The 18,855-nt window shown below is 68.0% G+C and carries 19 protein-coding genes; all 19 read right to left on the bottom strand.

Annotated features, from left to right (window positions below):
- Positions 1 to 21: 21 nt before the first annotated feature.
- Positions 22 to 567 (bottom strand): NADH-quinone oxidoreductase subunit NuoI, encoded by a 546-nt coding sequence (nuoI, locus tag P6281_RS19770; RefSeq protein ID WP_009952979.1) that lies wholly within the window; start codon positions 565 to 567, stop codon positions 22 to 24.
- Positions 560 to 1,831, bottom strand: a complete 1,272-nt coding sequence (nuoH, locus tag P6281_RS19765; RefSeq protein ID WP_014712168.1) for an NADH-quinone oxidoreductase subunit NuoH — start codon at positions 1,829 to 1,831, stop codon at positions 560 to 562. Before nuoH ends, nuoI begins: the two co-directional genes overlap by 8 nt.
- A gap of 61 nt (positions 1,832 to 1,892) precedes the next feature.
- On the bottom strand, positions 1,893 to 4,307 hold the full coding sequence (locus P6281_RS19760) for an NADH-quinone oxidoreductase subunit G (protein WP_014383097.1): 2,415 nt from the start codon (positions 4,305 to 4,307) through the stop codon (positions 1,893 to 1,895).
- 7 nt (positions 4,308 to 4,314) lie between these two features.
- Positions 4,315 to 5,655 (bottom strand): NADH-quinone oxidoreductase subunit NuoF, encoded by a 1,341-nt coding sequence (gene nuoF, locus P6281_RS19755; protein ID WP_009955121.1) that lies wholly within the window; start codon positions 5,653 to 5,655, stop codon positions 4,315 to 4,317.
- Positions 5,652 to 6,410 (bottom strand): NADH-quinone oxidoreductase subunit NuoE, encoded by a 759-nt coding sequence (nuoE, locus tag P6281_RS19750; RefSeq protein ID WP_009955120.1) that lies wholly within the window; start codon positions 6,408 to 6,410, stop codon positions 5,652 to 5,654. The genes nuoF and nuoE overlap by 4 nt, the downstream gene beginning before the upstream one ends.
- Complete coding sequence (gene nuoD / locus P6281_RS19745) at positions 6,407 to 7,732, bottom strand: NADH dehydrogenase (quinone) subunit D (RefSeq protein WP_008259439.1); 1,326 nt, start codon at positions 7,730 to 7,732, stop codon at positions 6,407 to 6,409. Before nuoD ends, nuoE begins: the two co-directional genes overlap by 4 nt.
- Positions 7,732 to 8,439, bottom strand: coding sequence for an NADH-quinone oxidoreductase subunit C (locus P6281_RS19740; RefSeq protein ID WP_009955118.1), 708 nt, complete (start codon positions 8,437 to 8,439; stop codon positions 7,732 to 7,734). Before P6281_RS19740 ends, nuoD begins: the two co-directional genes overlap by 1 nt.
- Positions 8,436 to 8,990, bottom strand: coding sequence for a NuoB/complex I 20 kDa subunit family protein (locus P6281_RS19735; protein ID WP_008259437.1), 555 nt, complete (start codon positions 8,988 to 8,990; stop codon positions 8,436 to 8,438). Before P6281_RS19735 ends, P6281_RS19740 begins: the two co-directional genes overlap by 4 nt.
- Positions 8,991 to 8,998: 8 nt before the next feature.
- On the bottom strand, positions 8,999 to 9,376 hold the full coding sequence (locus P6281_RS19730) for an NADH-quinone oxidoreductase subunit A (protein WP_008259436.1): 378 nt from the start codon (positions 9,374 to 9,376) through the stop codon (positions 8,999 to 9,001).
- A 266-nt stretch (positions 9,377 to 9,642) separates the two neighbouring features.
- Positions 9,643 to 10,056 carry an Rv3143 family two-component system response regulator gene (locus tag P6281_RS19725; protein WP_008259435.1) on the bottom strand — a complete coding sequence of 138 codons (414 nt, stop codon included), beginning with the start codon at positions 10,054 to 10,056 and terminating at the stop codon, positions 9,643 to 9,645.
- A 54-nt stretch (positions 10,057 to 10,110) separates the two neighbouring features.
- Positions 10,111 to 10,647 (bottom strand): YceI family protein, encoded by a 537-nt coding sequence (locus tag P6281_RS19720; protein ID WP_179960088.1) that lies wholly within the window; start codon positions 10,645 to 10,647, stop codon positions 10,111 to 10,113.
- Positions 10,648 to 10,679: 32 nt separating this feature from the next.
- Complete coding sequence (locus P6281_RS19715) at positions 10,680 to 11,093, bottom strand: nuclear transport factor 2 family protein (RefSeq protein WP_009955114.1); 414 nt, start codon at positions 11,091 to 11,093, stop codon at positions 10,680 to 10,682.
- Positions 11,094 to 11,104: 11 nt separating this feature from the next.
- Complete coding sequence (locus P6281_RS19710; RefSeq protein WP_014385571.1) at positions 11,105 to 12,493, bottom strand: phosphotransferase family protein; 1,389 nt, start codon at positions 12,491 to 12,493, stop codon at positions 11,105 to 11,107.
- Positions 12,490 to 13,728, bottom strand: coding sequence for an acyl-CoA dehydrogenase family protein (locus tag P6281_RS19705; protein ID WP_009955110.1), 1,239 nt, complete (start codon positions 13,726 to 13,728; stop codon positions 12,490 to 12,492). Before P6281_RS19705 ends, P6281_RS19710 begins: the two co-directional genes overlap by 4 nt.
- A gap of 10 nt (positions 13,729 to 13,738) precedes the next feature.
- Positions 13,739 to 14,362: a TetR/AcrR family transcriptional regulator gene (locus tag P6281_RS19700; protein WP_324738487.1), complete on the bottom strand. Its 624-nt coding sequence runs from the start codon at positions 14,360 to 14,362 to the stop codon at positions 13,739 to 13,741.
- Positions 14,362 to 15,273, bottom strand: a complete 912-nt coding sequence (locus P6281_RS19695; protein WP_324738486.1) for a hydroxymethylglutaryl-CoA lyase — start codon at positions 15,271 to 15,273, stop codon at positions 14,362 to 14,364. The genes P6281_RS19700 and P6281_RS19695 overlap by 1 nt, the downstream gene beginning before the upstream one ends.
- On the bottom strand, positions 15,270 to 16,475 hold the full coding sequence (locus tag P6281_RS19690) for a CaiB/BaiF CoA transferase family protein (RefSeq protein ID WP_014383091.1): 1,206 nt from the start codon (positions 16,473 to 16,475) through the stop codon (positions 15,270 to 15,272). Before P6281_RS19690 ends, P6281_RS19695 begins: the two co-directional genes overlap by 4 nt.
- Entirely contained in the window at positions 16,472 to 17,668 is a 1,197-nt protein-coding gene (locus P6281_RS19685; RefSeq protein ID WP_009955106.1) for an alpha/beta hydrolase family protein, read from the bottom strand. Before P6281_RS19685 ends, P6281_RS19690 begins: the two co-directional genes overlap by 4 nt.
- Positions 17,669 to 17,696: 28 nt before the next feature.
- Positions 17,697 to 18,791: a homogentisate 1,2-dioxygenase gene (locus tag P6281_RS19680; RefSeq protein ID WP_009955104.1), complete on the bottom strand. Its 1,095-nt coding sequence runs from the start codon at positions 18,789 to 18,791 to the stop codon at positions 17,697 to 17,699.
- Positions 18,792 to 18,855: the final 64 nt, after the last annotated feature.

Here is an 18,855-nt window from a genome sequence, read left to right as displayed (position 1 = left end):
CGGCGTGGCCCGCGAAACCGGTCACCGGGAGTCTCCGGCGTGCTGGTTGTCCCGCAGCCCGTGTGCGGTCACGTTGCCCAGGTAGTAGTCCTTGTCGGTGGCGCCCTCGGCCCTGGGATGCGGCGGCGCGAGCATGTCTTGCAGCAGCGGGGCCAGCAGCCGGTCCTTCTCGTAGATGAGGTCGGCGCGATTGTCGTCGGCCATCTCGTAGTCGTTGGTCATCGTCAGCGCCCGGGTCGGGCAGGCTTCGATGCACAGGCCGCAGCCGATGCAGCGCAGATAGTTGATCTGATACACCCGGCCGTAGCGTTCCCCGGGGGAGTACCTGAGTTCCTCGGTGTTGTCGGCGCCCTCGACGTAGATCGCGTCGGCCGGGCACGCCCACGCGCACAGTTCGCAGCCGATGCACTTCTCCAGGCCGTCGGGGTAGCGGTTCAGCTGGTGACGCCCGTGATAGCGGGGCATGACCGGGCCCGGCTTTTCCGGATACTCCTCGGTGACGCGCTTTTTGAACATCGATCCCAGCGTCACGCCGAATCCGGCCACGGCGTCCAAGAATTTAGCCACGTGCTTCCTCCTTGCTCGCCGCCGCCAGCGACTTCATCTCTTTCGCCGGCAGCGGCGGTGTCGGGAATACCGGTGTGGAGATCGATGCGGCCGGCACCTTCTTCGCCTGACGCCGCAGCTGGCGCTCCAGCGCGCGAATCCCCGGCGCGCTGAACGGTTTTCGCAGCAACATCACCAGGACCGTGGCGAACACGATGCTGCTCACCACGAGTACCGGGGTCCAGTGCTGATACCCCTGGTTGCGCAGTGTGCGGACCACCGCCGCGATCAGCACCCAGACCAGCGAGGCCGGGATCAAAAGCTTCCAGCCCAGGCCCATGAACTGGTCGTAGCGCAGCCGGGGCAGCGAGGCCCGCAGCCAGAAGTAGATGAACAAGAAGGTCCACATCTTGGCGGTGAACCACAGCACCGGCCACCACCCGGTGTTGGCGCCGGCCCACATGTTCAGCGGCCACGGCGCATGCCAGCCGCCGAAGAACAAGGCGGTGGCGAGCGAGGACACCGTCATCATGTTGACGTACTCGGCCAGCATGAACATCGCGAACTTCAGCGACGAGTACTCGGTGTGGAATCCCGCGACCAGTTCACCCTCGGCCTCGGGCAAATCGAAGGGCGCCCGGTTGGTTTCGCCGACCATCGAGATCAGGTAGATCACGAACGACGGCAGCAGCAGGAACACGTACCAGACCCGGTCCTGCGCGGCGACGATCTGTGACGTCGACATGGAGCCGGCGTACAGAAACACCGCCGCGAACGACAGTCCCATCGCCACCTCGTAGGAGATGACCTGGGCGGTGGAGCGCACCCCGCCCAGCAGTGGATAGGTGGACCCGGATGCCCAGCCGCCCAACACGATTCCGTACACCCCGATGGCCGACAGCCCCAGAATGAACAGCACCGCGACGGGGAGGTCGGTCAGTTGCAGCGGCGTCCGGTGGCCGAACACCGACACCACCGGGCCGAACGGGATGAACGCGAAGGCGGTGAACGCCGGGATCGTGGAGATGACCGGCGCCGCGAAGTAGACGAACTTGTCGACACCACCGGGCGTGATCGTTTCCTTGAGCGCCAACTTGATTCCGTCGGCCAGGCTCTGCAGGACGCCCCAGGGTCCCGCCCGGTTCGGTCCGGGCCTGCGCTGCATCCAGCCGAGGATCTTGCGTTCGAGCAGGATCGCGACGAGCACGTTGAGCATGAGGAACACGAAGATGGCCAGGGCCTTGCCGAGCACCAGCCACCAGGTGTCGTGCCCGAAGACCGTCAAGCCGGTGGTCATGTGCGCCGCTCCTCCTCATCGCTTCGCTCTGCATCGTCGCCGGCGCGAGTCATTTGCCCACTCCGATTTTCACTGTGCTGCCGGGGGTTGCCCCGAGCTGGCGGTACACCGCCGACGCCGACGAGTTGAGTGGGAGCCACGCCACCCGGTCGGGCATGTCGGTGACGAGCAGCGGCAGGCTGATGGACCCGCGTGACGTGCTGACGGTCACCGCGTCGCCCTCGGCGGCGCCGATCTCGGCGGCCGTGTCGGCGGACAGCCGCACGACGGATTTGCGGGCCGTTCCCGCCAGATGTGGCTCACCGTCCTGCATTCGGGCGTTGTCCAGCAACATCCGCCAGCCGGCCAGCACCGCCTCGCCAGCGCCGACCTCGGGTGGCTGCGGCGCCGCGACGTCCGGGCTCGCGGGGCGCTTGCCGTCCCAGTGCCGCAGCGCGGCCAGTTCTTCGCGGGCCGCGTCGACGGTGGACATGCCCAGGTAGACGCCCATCTCGTCGGCCAGCGCGTCGAGCACCTGGTGGTCGGACTGGGTGGCGTCCTGGGTGTTGCGCAGCGCGGCGTCGAAGGGCCGGAAGCGGCCCTCCCAGTTGATGAACGCGCCGGCCTTCTGTGTCGTCGACGCGACCGGGAACACCACGTCGGCGCGCCGCGTGACGGCGCTGTCCCGCATCTCGAGGCTGACCACGAAGCCGGCGCCGTCCAGCGCCGCCAGCACCGCTTCGGGGTCGGCGAAGTCGTCGGGCTCGACGCCACCCACCAGCAGCGCGCCCAGCGTCCCGTCGGTGGCGGCGGCCAGGATGCCGTCGGCGTCACGCCCACGGCCGGAGGGCAATTCGGACACGTTCCAGGCCCGCGCCACCTGCGCCCGGGCGGTCTCGTCGTCCACCGGACGGCCGCCGGGCAGCAGCCCGGGCAGCGCACCGGCCTCCAGCGCGCCCCGCTCGCCGGCGCGCCGCGGCACCCAGGCCAGGCGGGCGCCGGTGGTATCGGCGAGCCGCGCCGCAGCGGACAATCCGCCCGGCACGGTGGCCAAGCGTTCGCCGACCATGATGACCGCGCCGGGGGTGGACAGCAGGTCACCCACCTCGCCGGTGGCCAACCCGTCCAGCGCCGCGGCTTCGGCGCCGGGCACGGTCTTGATCAGCCGGCCGGACATCTTGTCCAGCGCCCGGGTGGCGAACGGCGCCACCGCGTAGACGGGCAACCCGCGTTTGCGGGCCGCCTTGCGCAGCCGCAGGAACACGATCGGCGACTCGTCCTCGGGCTCGAACCCGGCCAGCACGACCACCGGCGCCGACTCCAGATCGGCGTAGCTGACGGTCATCGGCCTGCCGGCGATGCGGGCCGCCAGGAAGTCGGCCTCCTCGGCCGAACTCGGCCGGGCGCGGAAGTCGATGTCGTTGCCGTCCAGCACGATTCGCGCGAACTTGGAGTAGGCGTAGGCGTCCTCCAGGGTCGCGCGGCCGCCGACCAGCACCCCCGTGCGCCCGCGCGCCGCCTCGAGGCCCTGCGTCGCGACGGCGATCGCGTGTGACCACGAGGTCGGCTGCAGCGAGCCGTCGGCGTCGCGAACCAGGGGAGTGGTGATCACGTCGGGCTGGGTCGCGTAAGTGAACGCCCACCGGCCCTTGTCGCAGTTCCACTCCTCGTTGACTTCCGGGTCGTCGCCGGCCAGCCGGCGCAGCACCTTGCCGCGGCGGTGGTCGGTGCGCTGTGCGCATCCGGAGGCACAGTGTTCGCAGACGCTCGGGCTGGAGACGAGATCGAACGGACGGGCCCGGAAGCGGTAGGCGGTCCCGGTCAGCGCGCCCACCGGGCAGATCTGCACCGTGTTGCCCGAGAAGTAGGAGTCGAACGGCTCGTTGGCGTAGATGCCGACCTGCTGCAGGGCGCCCCGCTCCTGCATGTCGATGAACGGGTCGCCGGCGATCTGTTCGGAGAACCGCGTGCAGCGCGCGCACAGGATGCAGCGCTCGCGGTCGAGCAGAACCTGCGAGGAGATGTTGATCGGCTTGGCGAAGGTGCGCTTCTCGTCGGTGAAGCGAGAATCGGCCCGCCCGTTGGACATTGCCTGGTTCTGCAGCGGGCATTCGCCGCCCTTGTCGCACATGGGGCAGTCGAGCGGATGGTTGATCAGCAGCAGCTCCATCACGCCGTGCTGCGCCTTGTCGGCGGCCTCGGAGGTGAGCTGGGTGCGCACGACCATGTCGTCGGTGGCCACGGTGGTGCACGAGGCCATCGGCTTGCGCTGGCCCTCGACCTCGACCAGGCACTGGCGGCACGCGCCGACCGGCTCCAGCAGCGGGTGGTCGCAGAACCGCGGGATCTGGATGCCCATCAGTTCGGCGGCCCGGATCACCAGAGTTCCCTTGGGAACGCTGATTTCGATGCCGTCGATGGTCAGCGTCACCATCTCCGGCGGACGCACCTCGTCGCCGGTCTCGGTTTTGGCAAGGCTCGTCATCAGCTCGTCATGCCTTTCCGTTCGGTATCAGCATGGAGTCTCGTGGGTCGAACGGGCATCCGCCGCCCTCGACATGGGCGACGTACTCGTCGCGGAAGTACTGGATCGACGACATGACGGGGCTGGCGGCGCCATCGCCCAAGGCGCAGAACGCTTTACCCAAGATGGAGTCGGAGATGTCCAGCAGTTTGTCGAGGTCCTCGTGGGTGCCGGTGCCGGCCTCCAGCCGCTCGTAGATCTTGTCCAGCCAGAAGGTGCCCTCGCGGCACGGCGTGCATTTGCCGCACGATTCGTGCTTGTAGAAGTACGTCCAGCGCTGCACCGCACGCACCACGCAGGTGGTTTCGTCGAAGATCTCCAGCGCCTTGGTGCCCAGCATCGAGCCGGCGCCGCCCACGCCCTCGTAGTCCAGCGGGACGTCGAGATGCTCGTCGGTCAGCAGCGGGGTCGACGAGCCGCCGGGCGTCCAGAACTTCAGCCGGTGGCCGGCCCGCACCCCGCCGGCGTAGGCGAGCAACTCCCGCAACGTGATTCCCAGCGGGGCCTCGTACTGTCCGGGGCGGGTGACGTGCCCGGACAGCGAATACAGCGTGAAGCCCGGGGATTTTTCGCTTCCCATCGAGCGGAACCAGTCCACGCCGTTGCCGATGATCGACGGCACGCTCGCGATGGTCTCGACGTTGTTGATCACCGTGGGGCAGCCGTACAGGCCGGCCACCGCGGGGAACGGCGGGCGCAGCCGCGGCTGGCCGCGTCGGCCTTCCAGCGAATCCAGCAGCGCGGTCTCCTCGCCGCAGATGTACGCGCCGGCGCCCGCGTGCACGACCAGCTCCAGATCGAATCCCGAGCCGTTGATGTCGCGGCCCAGGTACCCGGCGGCGTACGCCTCGGCCACCGCGTTCTGCAGGCGGCGCAGCACCGGCAGCACCTCGCCGCGCACATAGATGAACGCGTGGTTGGCCCGGATCGCGTAGGCGGCGATGATGACGCCCTCGACGAGGACGTGCGGTGTCGCCAGCATCAGCGGAATGTCTTTGCAGGTACCGGGTTCCGACTCGTCGGCGTTGACCACTAGGTAGTGCGGTTTGGCGGCCGCGCCGGTGTCGCCCTGCGGGATGAACGACCACTTGGTCCCGGTCGAGAAGCCCGCGCCGCCGCGCCCGCGCAGCCCGGAATCCTTCACCACCCCGATCACCGCGTCCGGCTCCATCGCCAGCGCCTTCTTCATCGCCTCGTAGCCACCGTGCCGGCGGTAGGTCTCAAGCGTCCAGGACTCGGGGTCGTCCCAGAAGCGGCTGAGCACCGGAGTGAGCGGCGTGGCGCCGGACGTCTCGGAAGTGGTTGTCATGGCTGGCCTTCCGGCGCGCCGGGCGCCTGCATGCCGTGTTCCTTGGCTACCTTCAGGCCGGCCAGGGTCGCCGCACCGGCGCCTCCCTGCCCCTGGTCGGGCCGCTCGTCGGGCAGGCCGGCCAGGATGCGCGACGTCTCCCGGAAGGCGCACAGCGGCGCGCCGCGGGTCGGGGCCTTCGGCTCACCGGAACGCAGCGAGTCGACGAGTTCGCGTGCCGATTCGCAAGTCTGGTTGTCGAAGAACTCCCAGTTGACCATCACCACGGGCGCGTAGTCGCAGGCGGCGTTGCATTCGATGTGTTGCAGGGTGACCGATCCGTCGGCGGTCGTCTCGTCGTTGCCGATGCCCAAATGTTCTTTCAGGGCATCGAAAATGGCGTCGCCGCCCATGACGGCGCACAGCGTGTTGGTGCAGACGCCTACCAGGTAGTCGCCGGTGGGGCCGCGGCGATACATCGTGTAAAAGCTCGCCACGGCGGACACCTCGGCTCCGCTGAGTCCCAGCTGCTCACCGCAGAACTCCAGGCCCGCCGGCGTCAGGTAGGAATCCTGCGCCTGCACCAGGTGCAGCAACGGCAGCAGCGCCGAGCGCTTCTCGGGGTAGCGGCCCATGATCTCCTTGGCGTCGACCTCCAGCCGGGCCCGCACCTCGGGCGGATACGACGTGGGCGCGCCCTCGACGACGAACGCGTTGGGCTCGTCCGGCGGCGGGCCGAGCCGCAGGAAGACCGGCTGTCCCTGCGGGCCGGTCACCGGTCCACCCCGCCCATGACCGGGTCGATGCTGGCGACCGAGGTGATCAGGTCGGCGACCAACCCGCCCTCGCACATCGCGGCGACCGACTGCAGGTTGGTGAACGAGGGGTCTCGGTAATGCACTCGGTAGGGCCGGGTGCCGCCGTCGCTGACCATGTGCACGCCGAGCTCCCCGCGCGGCGACTCGACCGCGGTGTACACCTGGCCGGGCGGAACCCTGATGCCCTCGGTGACCAATTTGAAGTGGTGGATCAAGGCCTCCATCGAACCGCCCATGATCTTGGCGATGTGCTCCGGCGAGTTGCCCATGCCGTCCGGGCCCACCTTCAGGTCGGCCGGCCAGGCGATCTTGCGATCTTCGACCATGGTCGGGCCGGGCTTCAACTTGTCCAGACACTGCTCGACGATCTTGATCGACTCCCACATCTCGTTGACACGAATCATGTAGCGCCCGTAAGCATCACACGTGTCTTCGGTGATTACGTCGAATTCGTAGTTTTCATATCCGCAGTACGGTTCGCTCTTGCGCAGATCGTGCGGCAGCCCGGTGGCACGCAGGATCGGCCCGGTGATGCCCAGCGCCATGCACCCGGTCAGGTCCAGGTAGCCGACGTCCTGGGTGCGGGCCTTCCAGATGGCGTTCTCGTTGAGCAGGCCGCTCATCTCGCGCAGCACTTCGCGCAGCGGTTCGAGGGCCTCGGCGATCTCGGTCTGCGCGTTCGGTGGCAGGTCCTGGGCCACGCCGCCGGGCCGGATGTAGTTGCTGTTCATCCGCAAGCCGGTGATCGATTCGAACAGGGTCAGCACGATCTCGCGGCCCCGGAAACCGACGAACATCGGGGTCATGGCGCCCAGTTCCATGCCGCCGGTGGCCAAGGCCACCAGGTGCGACGAAATCCGGTTGAGCTCCATCATCAACACCCGGATGACGTCGACGCGCTCGGGTATCTGGTCGGTGATGCCGAGTAGCTTCTCCACGCCCAGGCAGTAGGCGGTCTCGTTGAAAAACGGTGCGAGGTAATCCATCCGGGTCACGAAGGTGACGCCCTGGGTCCAGTAGCGGTATTCGAGGTTCTTTTCGATGCCGGTGTGCAGGTACCCGATGCCGCAGCGGGCGTCGGTGACCGTCTCGCCCTCGATTTCCAGGATCAGCCGCAGCACCCCGTGCGTGGACGGGTGCTGGGGCCCCATGTTGACGACGATGCGTTCGCCGGGATCGGCGTTGCGGGCGGCTTCGACGACCTTGTCCCAGTCTTGGCCGCCGGCGACCACGAGTGTCTCGCCGGCGCCGTCGTGCGTCGATTCGGTGGTGGTGCTCATCAGTTGTACGCTCTCCGCTCGTCGGGCGGGGGGATCTGTGCGCCTTTGTATTCGACGGGAATTCCGCCGAGGGGGTAGTCCTTGCGCTGCGGATGTCCGTGCCAGTCGTCGGGCATTTCGATGCGGGTCAGCGACGGGTGACCGTCGAAGATGATGCCGAAGAAGTCGTAGGTCTCACGCTCGTGCCAGTCGGTGGTCGGATAGATGCCGAACAGCGACGGGATGTGCGGATCATCGTCGGGCGCAGACACTTCCAGGCGGACGCGGCGGTTGTGCGTGATCGATTGCAGCGGATAAACCGCGTGCAGTTCGCGGCCGGCCTCGTGCGGGTAGTGCACCCCGCTGACGCCCAGGCACATTTCGAAGCGCAGTTGCGGTTCGTCGCGAAGGCGCTGGGCGACCTGCGGCAGCGCCTCCCGGCGCACATGCAAGGTGAGCTCGTTGCGGTACACCACCACTTTTTCGATCGCGTCCGTGAATTCGACGCCGCCCTTTTTCAGGGCCTCGGCCAGTCCGTCGACGAGCTCGTCGAAGTAGCCGCCGTAGGGCCGCGGGCTGCTGCCCGGAAGCAGGACTTCGCGCACCAGCCGGCCGTAGCCGGACGTGTCACCCGAGCCTTGGACGCCGAACATGCCGCGGCGCACGTCGATGACTTCTTCGTCGGCGCGGCCGATCGCCTCGTGTGGATCCTGATTCGGCGAACTCATCGCAGCAGTCCGCGCATCTCGATGGTGGGCCGGGCCGACAGCGCCGCCTGCTCGGCCTCGGCGATGGCGTCTTCCCGGTTGACGCCCAGCGGCATCTCCTGAATCTTCTCGTGCAGCTTCAGGATTGCGTACAGCAGCATCTCCGGCCGCGGCGGGCATCCGGGCAGGTAGATGTCCACCGGGACCACGTGATCCACGCCCTGGACGATCGCGTAGTTGTTGAACATTCCGCCCGACGACGCGCACACGCCCATGGCGAGCACCCATTTCGGTTCGGCCATCTGGTCGTAGATCTGCCGCAATACCGGTGCCATCTTCTGGCTGACCCGGCCGGCGACGATCATCAGATCGGCCTGCCGGGGGGTGGCCGAGAAGCGTTCCATGCCGAACCGAGCGATGTCGAATCTTGGCCCGGCGGTTGCCATCATCTCGATGGCGCAGCAGGCCAACCCGAATGTCGCCGGCCACAGCGAGTTCTTGCGGACATAGCCCGCCACCTTCTCGACCGTGGACAGCAGAATCCCGCCGGGCAGCTGTTCCTCAAGACCCACGTCTTACCTCAATCCCACGTCAGGCCGCCGCGGCGCCACACGTACGCGTAGGCCACGAAGACCGTGAGCATGAACACGACCATTTCGACCAGAGCAAACGTGCCCAACGCGTCATAGCTGACCGCCCACGGATACAGGAACACGATTTCGATGTCGAAGACGATGAACAGCATCGCGGTCAGGTAGTACTTCACCGGAAACCGCTGTCCTGCCGTCGCATGCGGCCCGCTCACCGAGGTCTCGGTGGGCTCGATCCCACACTCGTAGGCCGCCATCTTCGACTTGTTGAACCGTGACGGGCCCGCCAGGCTCGCGATCACCACCGAGCCCACGGCAAAGGCCGCGGCGATCGCACCGAGCACCAGGATGGGTATGTAGACGTTCAATTCGCTCCATGATCCGTCGTACGAGCCGCCTGCAGCGGCCAGGCGGTAACCGGGCTGCTGTGACGAACTGGGTCTGAAGCCCGTCACAGTGATCTTCAACATAGCGTCGCGGCGCGCGGTGCGCTTGCCCGGGGTGGGCGTTTTGCACTATTGGGGGGCCGCGCGCGTGCTGTGCTGCGCGAACTCGGACCGGCGCCGGTGGTCAGAACCGCCGCAGGCGGTCAGCGGAAGGCAAAAGCCGCGGCATGGCCGCGGCGAGGAGAAGGTCAGCGAACCGGGGTTCGCAGCAAATTGAGGACCGTGCGGCCCAGCAGGATGGGGTCGATGGGATGTGGCACCGCACCCTCGGCGCGCGACCAGGATGCCAGCCACGCGTCGTCGGGACGCCCGGTGAGCACCACCAGCGGTGGGCAGGTCTCGAGTTCGTCTTTGAGCTGTTTCGCGATTCCCATGCCGCCCGTCGGGGTGGCCTCGCCGTCCAGGATGGCCAGGTCGATGCCGCCCTCGTCCATCGTCCGCACCACCATCGGACCGGTCGCCACCTCGACATAGCTCAACTCGGGCAAATCCGGGTGCAGCTGCTTGCCGAGCGCGCGCATCACCCGTTCGCGGGTTTGGGCGTTGCTGCTGTAGACGAGGATCCGCAGGGCGACGCTGGATTGGGGGAGGCTGTCGGACACGGTGCAGATGCTACTGGGGTCGCTGCGGGCTTATCGCCGGTGCCCGCAGAAATCTCATCGCGATTCGCGCACGAAGATCGCTTCCGCCGCCGCGGTCACCGTCGGGCCGATCATGCCGAGCCGGTTCCAACCCAGGTCGAACCGGGCACGATCGAGCGTGGTCTCGCCGGCGACGCGGACCGAGCCGTCGTCGAGTTCGGAGATCGTGACGGGCAGCGGCAGCTCCGCGGTGATGCCCTTGATGGTGAAGTTGGCCCGAACGTCGGCGGCCTTGCCCGTCGTGGGGCGCAGCGCGGTGACGACGACGCCGATCTCGGGAAAGCGGTCCACGTCGAAGAAGTCCGCCGAGCGCAGGTGTTTGTCGCGGCGGCCGATCCCGGTGTCCAGCGAGGCGGCCCGGATGTCGACGCGCCCGAAAACCGCTCCCTTGCCGGTCAGTTGGCCGTCGCCGGTGAAGTCGGTGAAGCGGCCCTTGACGTTGACGAGCCCCCACATGTTGCGGACCTTGAACGTGATGGCCGAGCGATCCAAGACCAGGTTCCACCCGCCGGCGAGGTCGGGATCGTGAAGCAGTGTCTCCAAAGTCGTCATCGTCACCCCCATGTCTGGTGGCGAATCTAGTCTCAATCCAGCAACGGCGCGATCCCGGCGGGGTCGAAATATTCGTCGATGCGCTCGATCCGGCCGTCGGTGCCCACCCGGATCACGATGCACACGCGCAGCGAGATCGATTGCCCCGCATGCCCGGTCGCGTGCAGGACGTGCTGCTGGACGAAGCCCTGAGCGGACCCGTCGTCGAAGAGCTGCCGGTCGAGAATTTCGTAGCGGCGCTGCGTGGTCGCGCCGATGAACCACTCGATGACCCGCATCGCGCGGGCCTTGTCGTCCGTTTTGAGGGGGTCGTGGCGCGAGCCGACGCGCCATACCGCGATGTCGTCGCTCCACATCGCGCCGACCGCCGCGACATCGCCTCGCTCGATCGCCGTGAACAGGCGGTCGGCGGCCTCGATGACCGTTTCTGCGCGGGACGCGGGCATGGCGGTGGCTCCTATTCGCTGTCGTATCCGGGGTGGGCGACGGCGAGCCGGCGCCGTACCAGGGTGCGCAGGCAGGCCGTGACGTCGGCCGCCCGGTCGTCCATCTCGCCGGACCGGATCGCGGCGGCCAGCTGGTCCTCGTCGGCGACACCCAGGCCGGCCAGCGCCGCACGGGATTCGGCCCCGCTGTCGTCGAGTAGTTCGCGCTCGACGATGCGCAGGGCGTTGGCCGCCACCCTGGCGTGAAAGTTGACCTGGCCGTCGGTCGCGGCCCGGACGTCGGTCTCCAGGAATTCGGCCACCGCGGCCACGAGTTCGGCCGCCTGCGGGCGGCCGTACGCACCGCTCACGGGGCCGCCCGGCCCCGATTGCCCGCCTCCTCCTCGCGCCGCCGCGCGGCGCCCATCGTCGGCGGGCGCGAGCAGGTTGAGCAGGTCCCACTCGGTCTCGCAGACGCGGCGCCCGATGGTGGCCAGCTCGACCGAGCGGTGCTGACCGCTCAGATGCCGTTCCGCCTGGAATCGGCAGATGACACCCCAGCGCAGCGTGGCCAGCACCAGCCACCAGTGAAACGCCACCCGGTCGACGGTAGTCGCGCCGGCCTGCTCGTAGGCCCGCAGGAAGCTCTCGATGCTGCCGAGGCCGCCGGCGCCCAGGCTGGCCGGGGCGCCGAATCGCCAGGCCCTAATGCAGAACCACGCCAGGTCTTCGTACGCCTGGCCGACGTGCACCAGTTCCCAATCCAGCACGGCGGCAAGGTCGGATCCGTCGACGATGAGGTTGCCCATCCGGAAGTCGCCGTGCACCAGCACCGCCGGCGTCGGGTCGGGCCGGTTTGCGGCCAGCCAGCGAAACCCCCATTCGAAGGTGGCGGTGGTGTCGCCCATGTCGTCAAGGCGCCGGCGCCATTCGTCGAGCTGGTCCTCGTGGGCCAGGCCCGGGCCGTGTGGGTCGGCGCGGTGAATGGCGGCCGCCGCCTGCGCGCACTGCTGCAGCAATCGGGCGCGGCCGGCGTGCCCGTCACCGGAGTCGAGCCGGCGTTGGATGCGCCGCACGATGGTCTCGCCCTTGATCTCATCGCAGATCAGAAACGGATTACCCAGTGCCGCAGGCGAATCGTCGGCGATCAGGACGTGGGGGACCGGAGCTCCGGCGGCCGCGGCGGCGGCCTGGGACCGGGCCTCGAGTTCCATGCCGGCATGCACGTCGTCGGGCGGACCGGTGCGCAGGATCAGCGAGCGGCGTTGCGCGCCGGTCACGGCCTCGAACGCCCAGGTGGTTCTGCTGGCGCCGCCGGTTAGCGCGCGCAGGTTCTCGACCGCCGTGTCGGTGCCGATGGCCGACGTGAGCACGGCGGCGAGTTTGGCGGTCAGCTCGGCCGACTCGTCATCGTGCATCATTTTCGGCCGAAGTTGAACAGCCGCTGCGCCACCCGGCGAATCTGGATCTCTTCGGCGCCCTCGGTGATCCGGTAACGACGGTGGTGTCGGTAGATGTGCTCGAACGGCTCGTGCCGGCTGTACCCGAGGCCGCCGAAGATCTGCATGGCGCGATCGGCGGCGTCGCAGACCAGGCGATTGGCGCGGTAATTCGCCATCGACACCTTGTCGGAGACCTCCATGTGGTGGTCGCGGTCCAGATGCCAGGCGGCGTATTGGACCAGCAGGCGCACCATCTGTGCTTCGGTCTGCAACTCGGCCAGCGGCCACTGCACCGCCTGGTTGACCGACAGCGGCTTGCCGAACACAGTTCGGCCGCCGGCGTATTCGGCGGCGCGGTCGATGCAGTATTGCGCGGCGCCCAGGCTGCTGGCCGCCTGCCGAATCCTGTTCTCGTGCAGGAAGGTTTGCGCCACCTCCAGGCCGCGATCCACCTCGCCGAGCACCGCGTCCGCGGGCACCCGAACGTCGGTCAGCTCGACCTCGCCGTGGTCGGTGGGCATGTTGAACGTCCACCAGTAGTACGGAACGTCGAACCCCGGCGTATCGGTCGGCACCAGAAACGCGGTGATTCCGCGTGCGCCGCCGGGCTCCCCGGAGGTGCGGGCGAAGACCAGGTCGTGGGTGGCGCGGTGCACGCCGGTGTTGAACCGCTTGGAGCCGTTGATCACCCAGGTGTCGCCGTCACGTTCGGCGTGTGTTTCCAGCCAGGTGGCATCCGAGCCGTGCTTGGGCTCGGTCAGTCCGAACGCCATCGAACGTTCCCCGGTGATCAGCGCTTCCGACCACACCCGGCGTTGCTCGTCGGTGCCGAAGCGCTCCATCATGATCACCTGCGGGAAGTTCCCGACGATCGACGACTCGTTCTGCAGGTCGTTGTGCAGGCCAAGTCCCTTGCGCGCCAGGTGTTCCCGGATGACGGCCATGTCGACGTTGCTGCCGTCGCGGCCGCCGAGCGAGGCCGGCAGGCCGTAGCGCAGCCAGCCCGCCTTGTCGGCGCGCCTGCGCATCTCGGCGAGCAGGTCCTCCCACTCGCGGGTGGGAATGCCGTCGTTGTCCCAATCGGTGCGCGCGTGCTCGCGGCGCTGGTCGAAATACTGGATGTTCTCGCGTTCCAGCGGTTTGATCTCGGTCTCGATGAACTCGTCCATCTCGGCGAGCACACCCGGAAGGTGCTCGGGCAGCGTGAAATCCATGGCTTTCTCCTTATGCGCCGTACAGGGTTCTCTTCCAGATCGTCGACAGCGTGGCGATGGCGTCCTTGTCGCTGATCTTGATGCCCAGGTTGGAGGGACCGACGAACACGGTGGTGAAGTTCTCGAACAGCAGCGCGATGGCCGCCGCGGTGTATTCGGGGTTCAATTCGGCGCCGTAGCCCTGCTCCTGGGCGCGGCGCACCGAGGCCGCCACGAGATCGATGCCCAATCGCCGGAATTCGTTCTGCACGGCGGCGAACCGGCGCTGGGTGGCGGCCAGCTGGGCCACCGCGATCATGATCCCGATGTTCTGCTTGAACATGTTCCAGTAGCCGGTGACCACCGAGGTGAAAAAGGCGTCGTCGTCGGGGGCGTCGGGCAGGTGAACACTGGCCCCCGACGGCGTCACCACCTCGTGCAGGAACGATTTCGCCAGCGCCGCCAGCAGGTCTTCCTTGTCGGTGAAGTAGCGGTAGAACACCGCCGGCGATTTCCCGGCGGCCGACGTGATGTCGGCCACCGTGGTGCCGTGAAAGCCCCGTTCAGCGAACAGTTTACGGGCGGCCTGCTCGATGGCCTGCCTGGTTTGGCGGCCTTTGGCGGTCAGCTCGCGGGTTGCCTCCGGGGCGGACATCAATTCTGTATCCGGTCGCCGGCGCGCAGCAGGGAGCTCGGTAAATCGTGGCCCACCAACGACTTCGCCACGGCGGCCGCGGCGATGGCGGCTTGCAGGTCGACGTCGACGTCGACACCGCTGTCGCGCAGCAGATACACCAGGTCCTCGGTGGCGATGTTGCCCGTGGCGCCCGGGGCGAACGGGCAGCCGCCCAGCCCACCGACCGAGGCGTCCAGCCGGGTCACCCCGGCGGTGACCGCGGCGTAGGCGCTGGCCAGTCCGGAGCCGCGGGTGTTGTGGAAATGGCCGCCCAGCGGCATGTCCCCGATGACCGGACGCAGTTGCGCGATAAGCGAACTCACGCGGCCCGGGGTGGTGGTGCCGATGGTGTCGGCGATCGACAGCCGTTCGGCGCCGCGCTCGCGTGCGGCCGCGGCGATGTCGAGCACCCGCTGCGGCGGGGTGGGGCCTTCGAACGGCGAATCCCACGCCGTGGCGATGACGACCTCGACGGTGACAGGGACGCCGGTGGGGCCGTCGTGCGCGATCGCGACGATCTCGTCGATCTGGTTGGTCGCCTCCGCGCTGGATCGCCCGACGTTGGCCTTGCTGAAGGTGTCGTCGGCGGCCACCACGTACTCGATGGAGCGTAGCCCCGCGGCGACGGCCCGCCTGGCCCCGTTGGGGCTGGCGACCAGGGCGGAGAATTCGATGTCGGGGTAGTCGTGCAGGTGGGCCGCGAGCTCGGCGGCGTCGGCCATCGACGGCACCTTCGTCGGGGAGACGAACGCGGTGGCCTCCACCTCGCGGACGCCGGTGGCCGCCACCGCGGCCAGCAGTTCGAGCTTGGCCGACAACGGGATTGGCGCCTCGATCTGCAGGCCATCGCGCAGGGCCACTTCTCGAATCTGGACATGCTGGGTGGTCATAGCACCTCCTGGGCCCGCAGCTCCTCGAGTTCCGCGGCGGTCTTGCCCAGCAACCCGACGTAGACGTCGTCGTTGTGTTCGCCCGGACGCGCCGGACCGGCGTTGCGCAGCCGGCCCGGAGATTCCGAGAGCACCGGAACGATGCCGGGTCCGAGCACATTGCGCTGCAACCGCTCGTCGTAGTGCTCGACCAGCATGTCGCGGGCCCGCAGCTGCGGGTCGTTGACGACCTCGGCGACCGTGTTGATGGGACCCGCGATCACCCCTGCGGCGGAAAGGGTTTCGATGATCTCGCCCGGCTGGCGTTCGGCCGCCCAGCAGCCGATGATGTTGTCGAGCTCGTCCTGGTTGCGGCCGCGCGCGACGTGCGTGGCGAACCGGTCGTCGGTGGCCAGCTCCGGGCGCCCCATGGCCTTGCACAGCCGCGCGAAGACGGTGTCCTGGTTGGCGGCGATCACCACCCACGAGCCGTCGGCGCTGCGGTAGATGTTGGACGGGGCGATGCCCTCGAGCCGGGTGCCCGACGGTCCGCGCACCACGCCGCCGACGTCGTAGTCGGGGATCGTGGATTCCTGAACGGCCAAACAGGATTCGGTGAGCGCGACGTCGACCACCTGGCCGCGCCCGGTCACGCTGCGGCGGTACAGCGCGGCCAGCGCTCCCTGGGCGCCGAACATGCCCGCGAGGCTGTCGCCGAGCGAGAGCGCCAGCCGGGGCGGTGGGCCGCCCGGGAAACCGTTGAGGTGTCGCAGTCCGCTCGCCGCCTCGGCGACCGACGCGTAACCGGCCTTGGACGCGTCGGGTCCGGTCTGTCCGTAACCGGAGACGCGCACCAGGATGATGCCGGGGTTGCGCTCGGACAGCACGTCGTAGCCCAGGTTCCACTTCTCCAGGGTGCCCGGGCGGAAGTTCTCCACCACGATGTCGGATTTCTCGACGAGCTCGCAGAACAGTTCGCGGCCCTGGGGGTGGCGCAGGTCGAGGGTGATGGCTCGTTTGTTGCGCGCGTGCACCGTCCAGAAGACGTGCTGCCCGTCGACTTCGGCCTGGCCCCAGGTGCGCAACGGGTCCGGGGCCTTGGGAAGTTCCACCTTGATGACGTCGGCGCCCATGTCGCCCAGCAGCCGCCCGGCGAACGGGCCGGCGATCAGGGTGCCCAGTTCGAGCACCCGGACGCCGTCCAGCGGACCTGTGGGAATCACTCGGCGCTCGCGAAGTCGTGCCGGACGAGCCAGTCCGTGACGATGGTGACCGCCGTGCGCAGCGCGTCACGCTGGTCGGGTCCCGCGTAATAGTGTGTGGCGCCTGGGATTTCGTGTATCTCCTTGTCCGGGTGCCCGATCGCTTCGAAAAGCCGGCGGGTGTGGCTGGGTGTGCACGCGTCGTCGGCCAGGTTACCGATCACCAGCGCCGGGATCGCGATATCGGGCCCGCAGGACACCGCGTCGCCGCGGGCGTCGTCGTAACTCCACTGCGAGAGCCAGCCGCGCAACGTGGAGAACCGGGCCAACCCGACGGGGCTCATGTTCACCACTTGAGGATCCCCCAGGTAGCACGTCCCCGGGGCGCGTTCGTTGGGATCGACGGTTGGGTCCAGCCATCGCGGGTCGGCCATGGTGCCGTGCACGACGAACCCGAACTCGTCGTCCGGCCGGCCGGCGGCCCTCAGCTCGGCCAACTTGTCTTTGACCCACGCGGTGATGCGGCGGTTGCGGTCGATCTGCGCCTGCCGGTACCGGGCCAGGAATTCTTGGCTGTAAGGCGGCTGGTTGGGGTTGTCGGGGTTGTACAGGTCAAGCTCGGGATCGCGCTTGGTCGGGTCGGATTCGTCGAGGATCGATGCGTCCAGCCACTCGGTCAGCGTGCCGTGACGGCTGATGTGCGCGGCCAGCAGCATGATGCCGTCGGCGGCGGGCAGGTCGAGTTTGGTCAGGTCCGGGCCGTCACCGGTCGGGCTGGAGGTGATCGTCGGATTCTGCGCCTGCTGCTGGTAGAACACCGACAGCGAACCGCCGCCACTCCATCCGGCCAGCACCACCTTGGAGTACCCCAGCCGTTTCTTGGCGTCCTTGATGCACTCGCCGAGGTCCTCGACCACCTTCTCCATCAGCAGCGCCGAGTCGGTGCCGCGGAAGCGGCTGTTGCAGTAGATGACGTGATGACCGGCGCGGGCCAGGGCATTGATCATCGGCAGGTAGGCGCCACCGCCGATCGGGTGCATGAACACCAGCACGGTGTCCGACGGATTGTCCCTGGGCTTGAGCAGGTAGCTTTCCAGCACGGTGATCTCGGCCAGGCCGCCGTAGACGTCCCGGACACCGGAATTGTTCTGGAAGGCAACGAGATAGGGGATGCGATCGTACTCGTGCTTCTTGGGTTTCACGGCGTGCGTCATTAGCGCCGCTCCTCCTCATCGCGGGTCATCAATGTTGTCCTAGGTCGTGGGCGAGTATTTCCGCCGACGGGGTCAGCCGGCGGCGGGTGTCGATGGCGATCACCTGCCAGTCGACGCGGGAGTATTCGTCGAACTTGCGGCGCGCCCGTTCGCGCGCCTTTTCGGGTGCGCCGTGGTGAACCCCTTGCGGCGCATGCGAAATCAAACCTGGCGGCATCGGGATGCCGTAGAGCGAGCCGCCGTGGAAGAAGGCGATCTCGTCGTAGTCGACGTTGCGGTGATACCACGGTGTGCGCTCGGTGCCCGGGACGCCCTCGGCGGGCTTGGGCAGGAAGTTCATCACGTAGACGCCGGTGGCCTGCATGAACAGGTGCACGGTCGGCGGCAGGTGGACGCTGTCGGAGGTGACCACGTTGTAGTCTGCGATGTTGAACGTGAACGCGAAGTTATCGCCGCGCCAGCCCTCGACGTCGAGCGGATTGTGTTGGTAGAACAGCGTTGTCGGTCCGCCCTCGTGGATCAGCCGGACCTCGTACTCGCCGCCGGACGCGTCGTCGTCGGCGGGGACCGGCTCGGGGATGACGACCTGCGACGGGTCGAAGGGGAAGTGGCGGCCGAGCGCGCCGGGGGGCGGTATCCGAAACTCGTCGCGGGCCTCGATCATCAGCATCGTCGTCGCGGTATCGGGCAGCTGGCGCCAGGTGCACGCCTTCGGGATGTACAGCCAATCGCCCTCCCGATAGCGCAGCGGCCCGAACTCCGTCTCGGCCAGACCGGTGCCTTGGTGGACGAAGCACAGCAGGTCGCCGTCGACGTGACGAGCGAAGAACGGCATCGGCTCATGGCGACGGCTCAACAGAATTCGGCAGTCGTCGTTGCTGAACATCAGCAGCGGCCCGCCACCCGCGTCGGTGGCGTCGCCGGGCTTGAGCTCGCTGGACAGCACGTCGAGGGGGCGCAGCGGGCCGACCGACCGGTAGGCGGTGGGATCGTTGCGCCGGTAGAGGTTGGCGGTGCGACCGGTGAACCCGCCGCGGCCCAGCTCGTCGTCCTTGAGCCCGTCAAGATCCGCATGAAGCCGGCGTGGCGTCTTCCCTTTCCGCAGGTGCACAAAGGATTCCATGGACGGCTCCTCCGATGGGCCAAGCTCGGCGGTCACAAAACTGAAAGTGACATTACTTTTTGTT

Origin of the sequence: Mycobacterium sp. 5-140-3-2 (assembly GCF_035666375.1) — a bacterium.
Taxonomy (GTDB): domain Bacteria; phylum Actinomycetota; class Actinomycetes; order Mycobacteriales; family Mycobacteriaceae; genus Mycobacterium; species Mycobacterium intracellulare.
Note: the sequence above shows the minus strand (reverse complement) of the source record. Positions and strands in the feature narration are given on the sequence as shown.

Coding starts and splice junctions, on each gene's coding strand:
- P6281_RS19710 (WP_014385571.1), bottom strand. CDS start 12,493: ATGATGCACGATGACGAGTCGGCCGAGCTGACCGCCAAACTCGCCGCC.
- P6281_RS19705 (WP_009955110.1), bottom strand. CDS start 13,728: ATGGATTTCACGCTGCCCGAGCACCTTCCGGGTGTGCTCGCCGAGATG.
- nuoD (WP_008259439.1), bottom strand. CDS start 7,732: ATGAGCACCACCACCGAATCGACGCACGACGGCGCCGGCGAGACACTC.
- P6281_RS19700 (WP_324738487.1), bottom strand. CDS start 14,362: ATGTCCGCCCCGGAGGCAACCCGCGAGCTGACCGCCAAAGGCCGCCAA.
- P6281_RS19740 (WP_009955118.1), bottom strand. CDS start 8,439: ATGAGTTCGCCGAATCAGGATCCACACGAGGCGATCGGCCGCGCCGAC.
- P6281_RS19760 (WP_014383097.1), bottom strand. CDS start 4,307: ATGACGAGCCTTGCCAAAACCGAGACCGGCGACGAGGTGCGTCCGCCG.
- nuoF (WP_009955121.1), bottom strand. CDS start 5,655: ATGACAACCACTTCCGAGACGTCCGGCGCCACGCCGCTCACTCCGGTG.
- P6281_RS19695 (WP_324738486.1), bottom strand. CDS start 15,273: ATGACCACCCAGCATGTCCAGATTCGAGAAGTGGCCCTGCGCGATGGC.
- P6281_RS19720 (WP_179960088.1), bottom strand. CDS start 10,647: ATGACGACTTTGGAGACACTGCTTCACGATCCCGACCTCGCCGGCGGG.
- P6281_RS19680 (WP_009955104.1), bottom strand. CDS start 18,791: ATGGAATCCTTTGTGCACCTGCGGAAAGGGAAGACGCCACGCCGGCTT.
- P6281_RS19685 (WP_009955106.1), bottom strand. CDS start 17,668: ATGACGCACGCCGTGAAACCCAAGAAGCACGAGTACGATCGCATCCCC.
- P6281_RS19715 (WP_009955114.1), bottom strand. CDS start 11,093: ATGCCCGCGTCCCGCGCAGAAACGGTCATCGAGGCCGCCGACCGCCTG.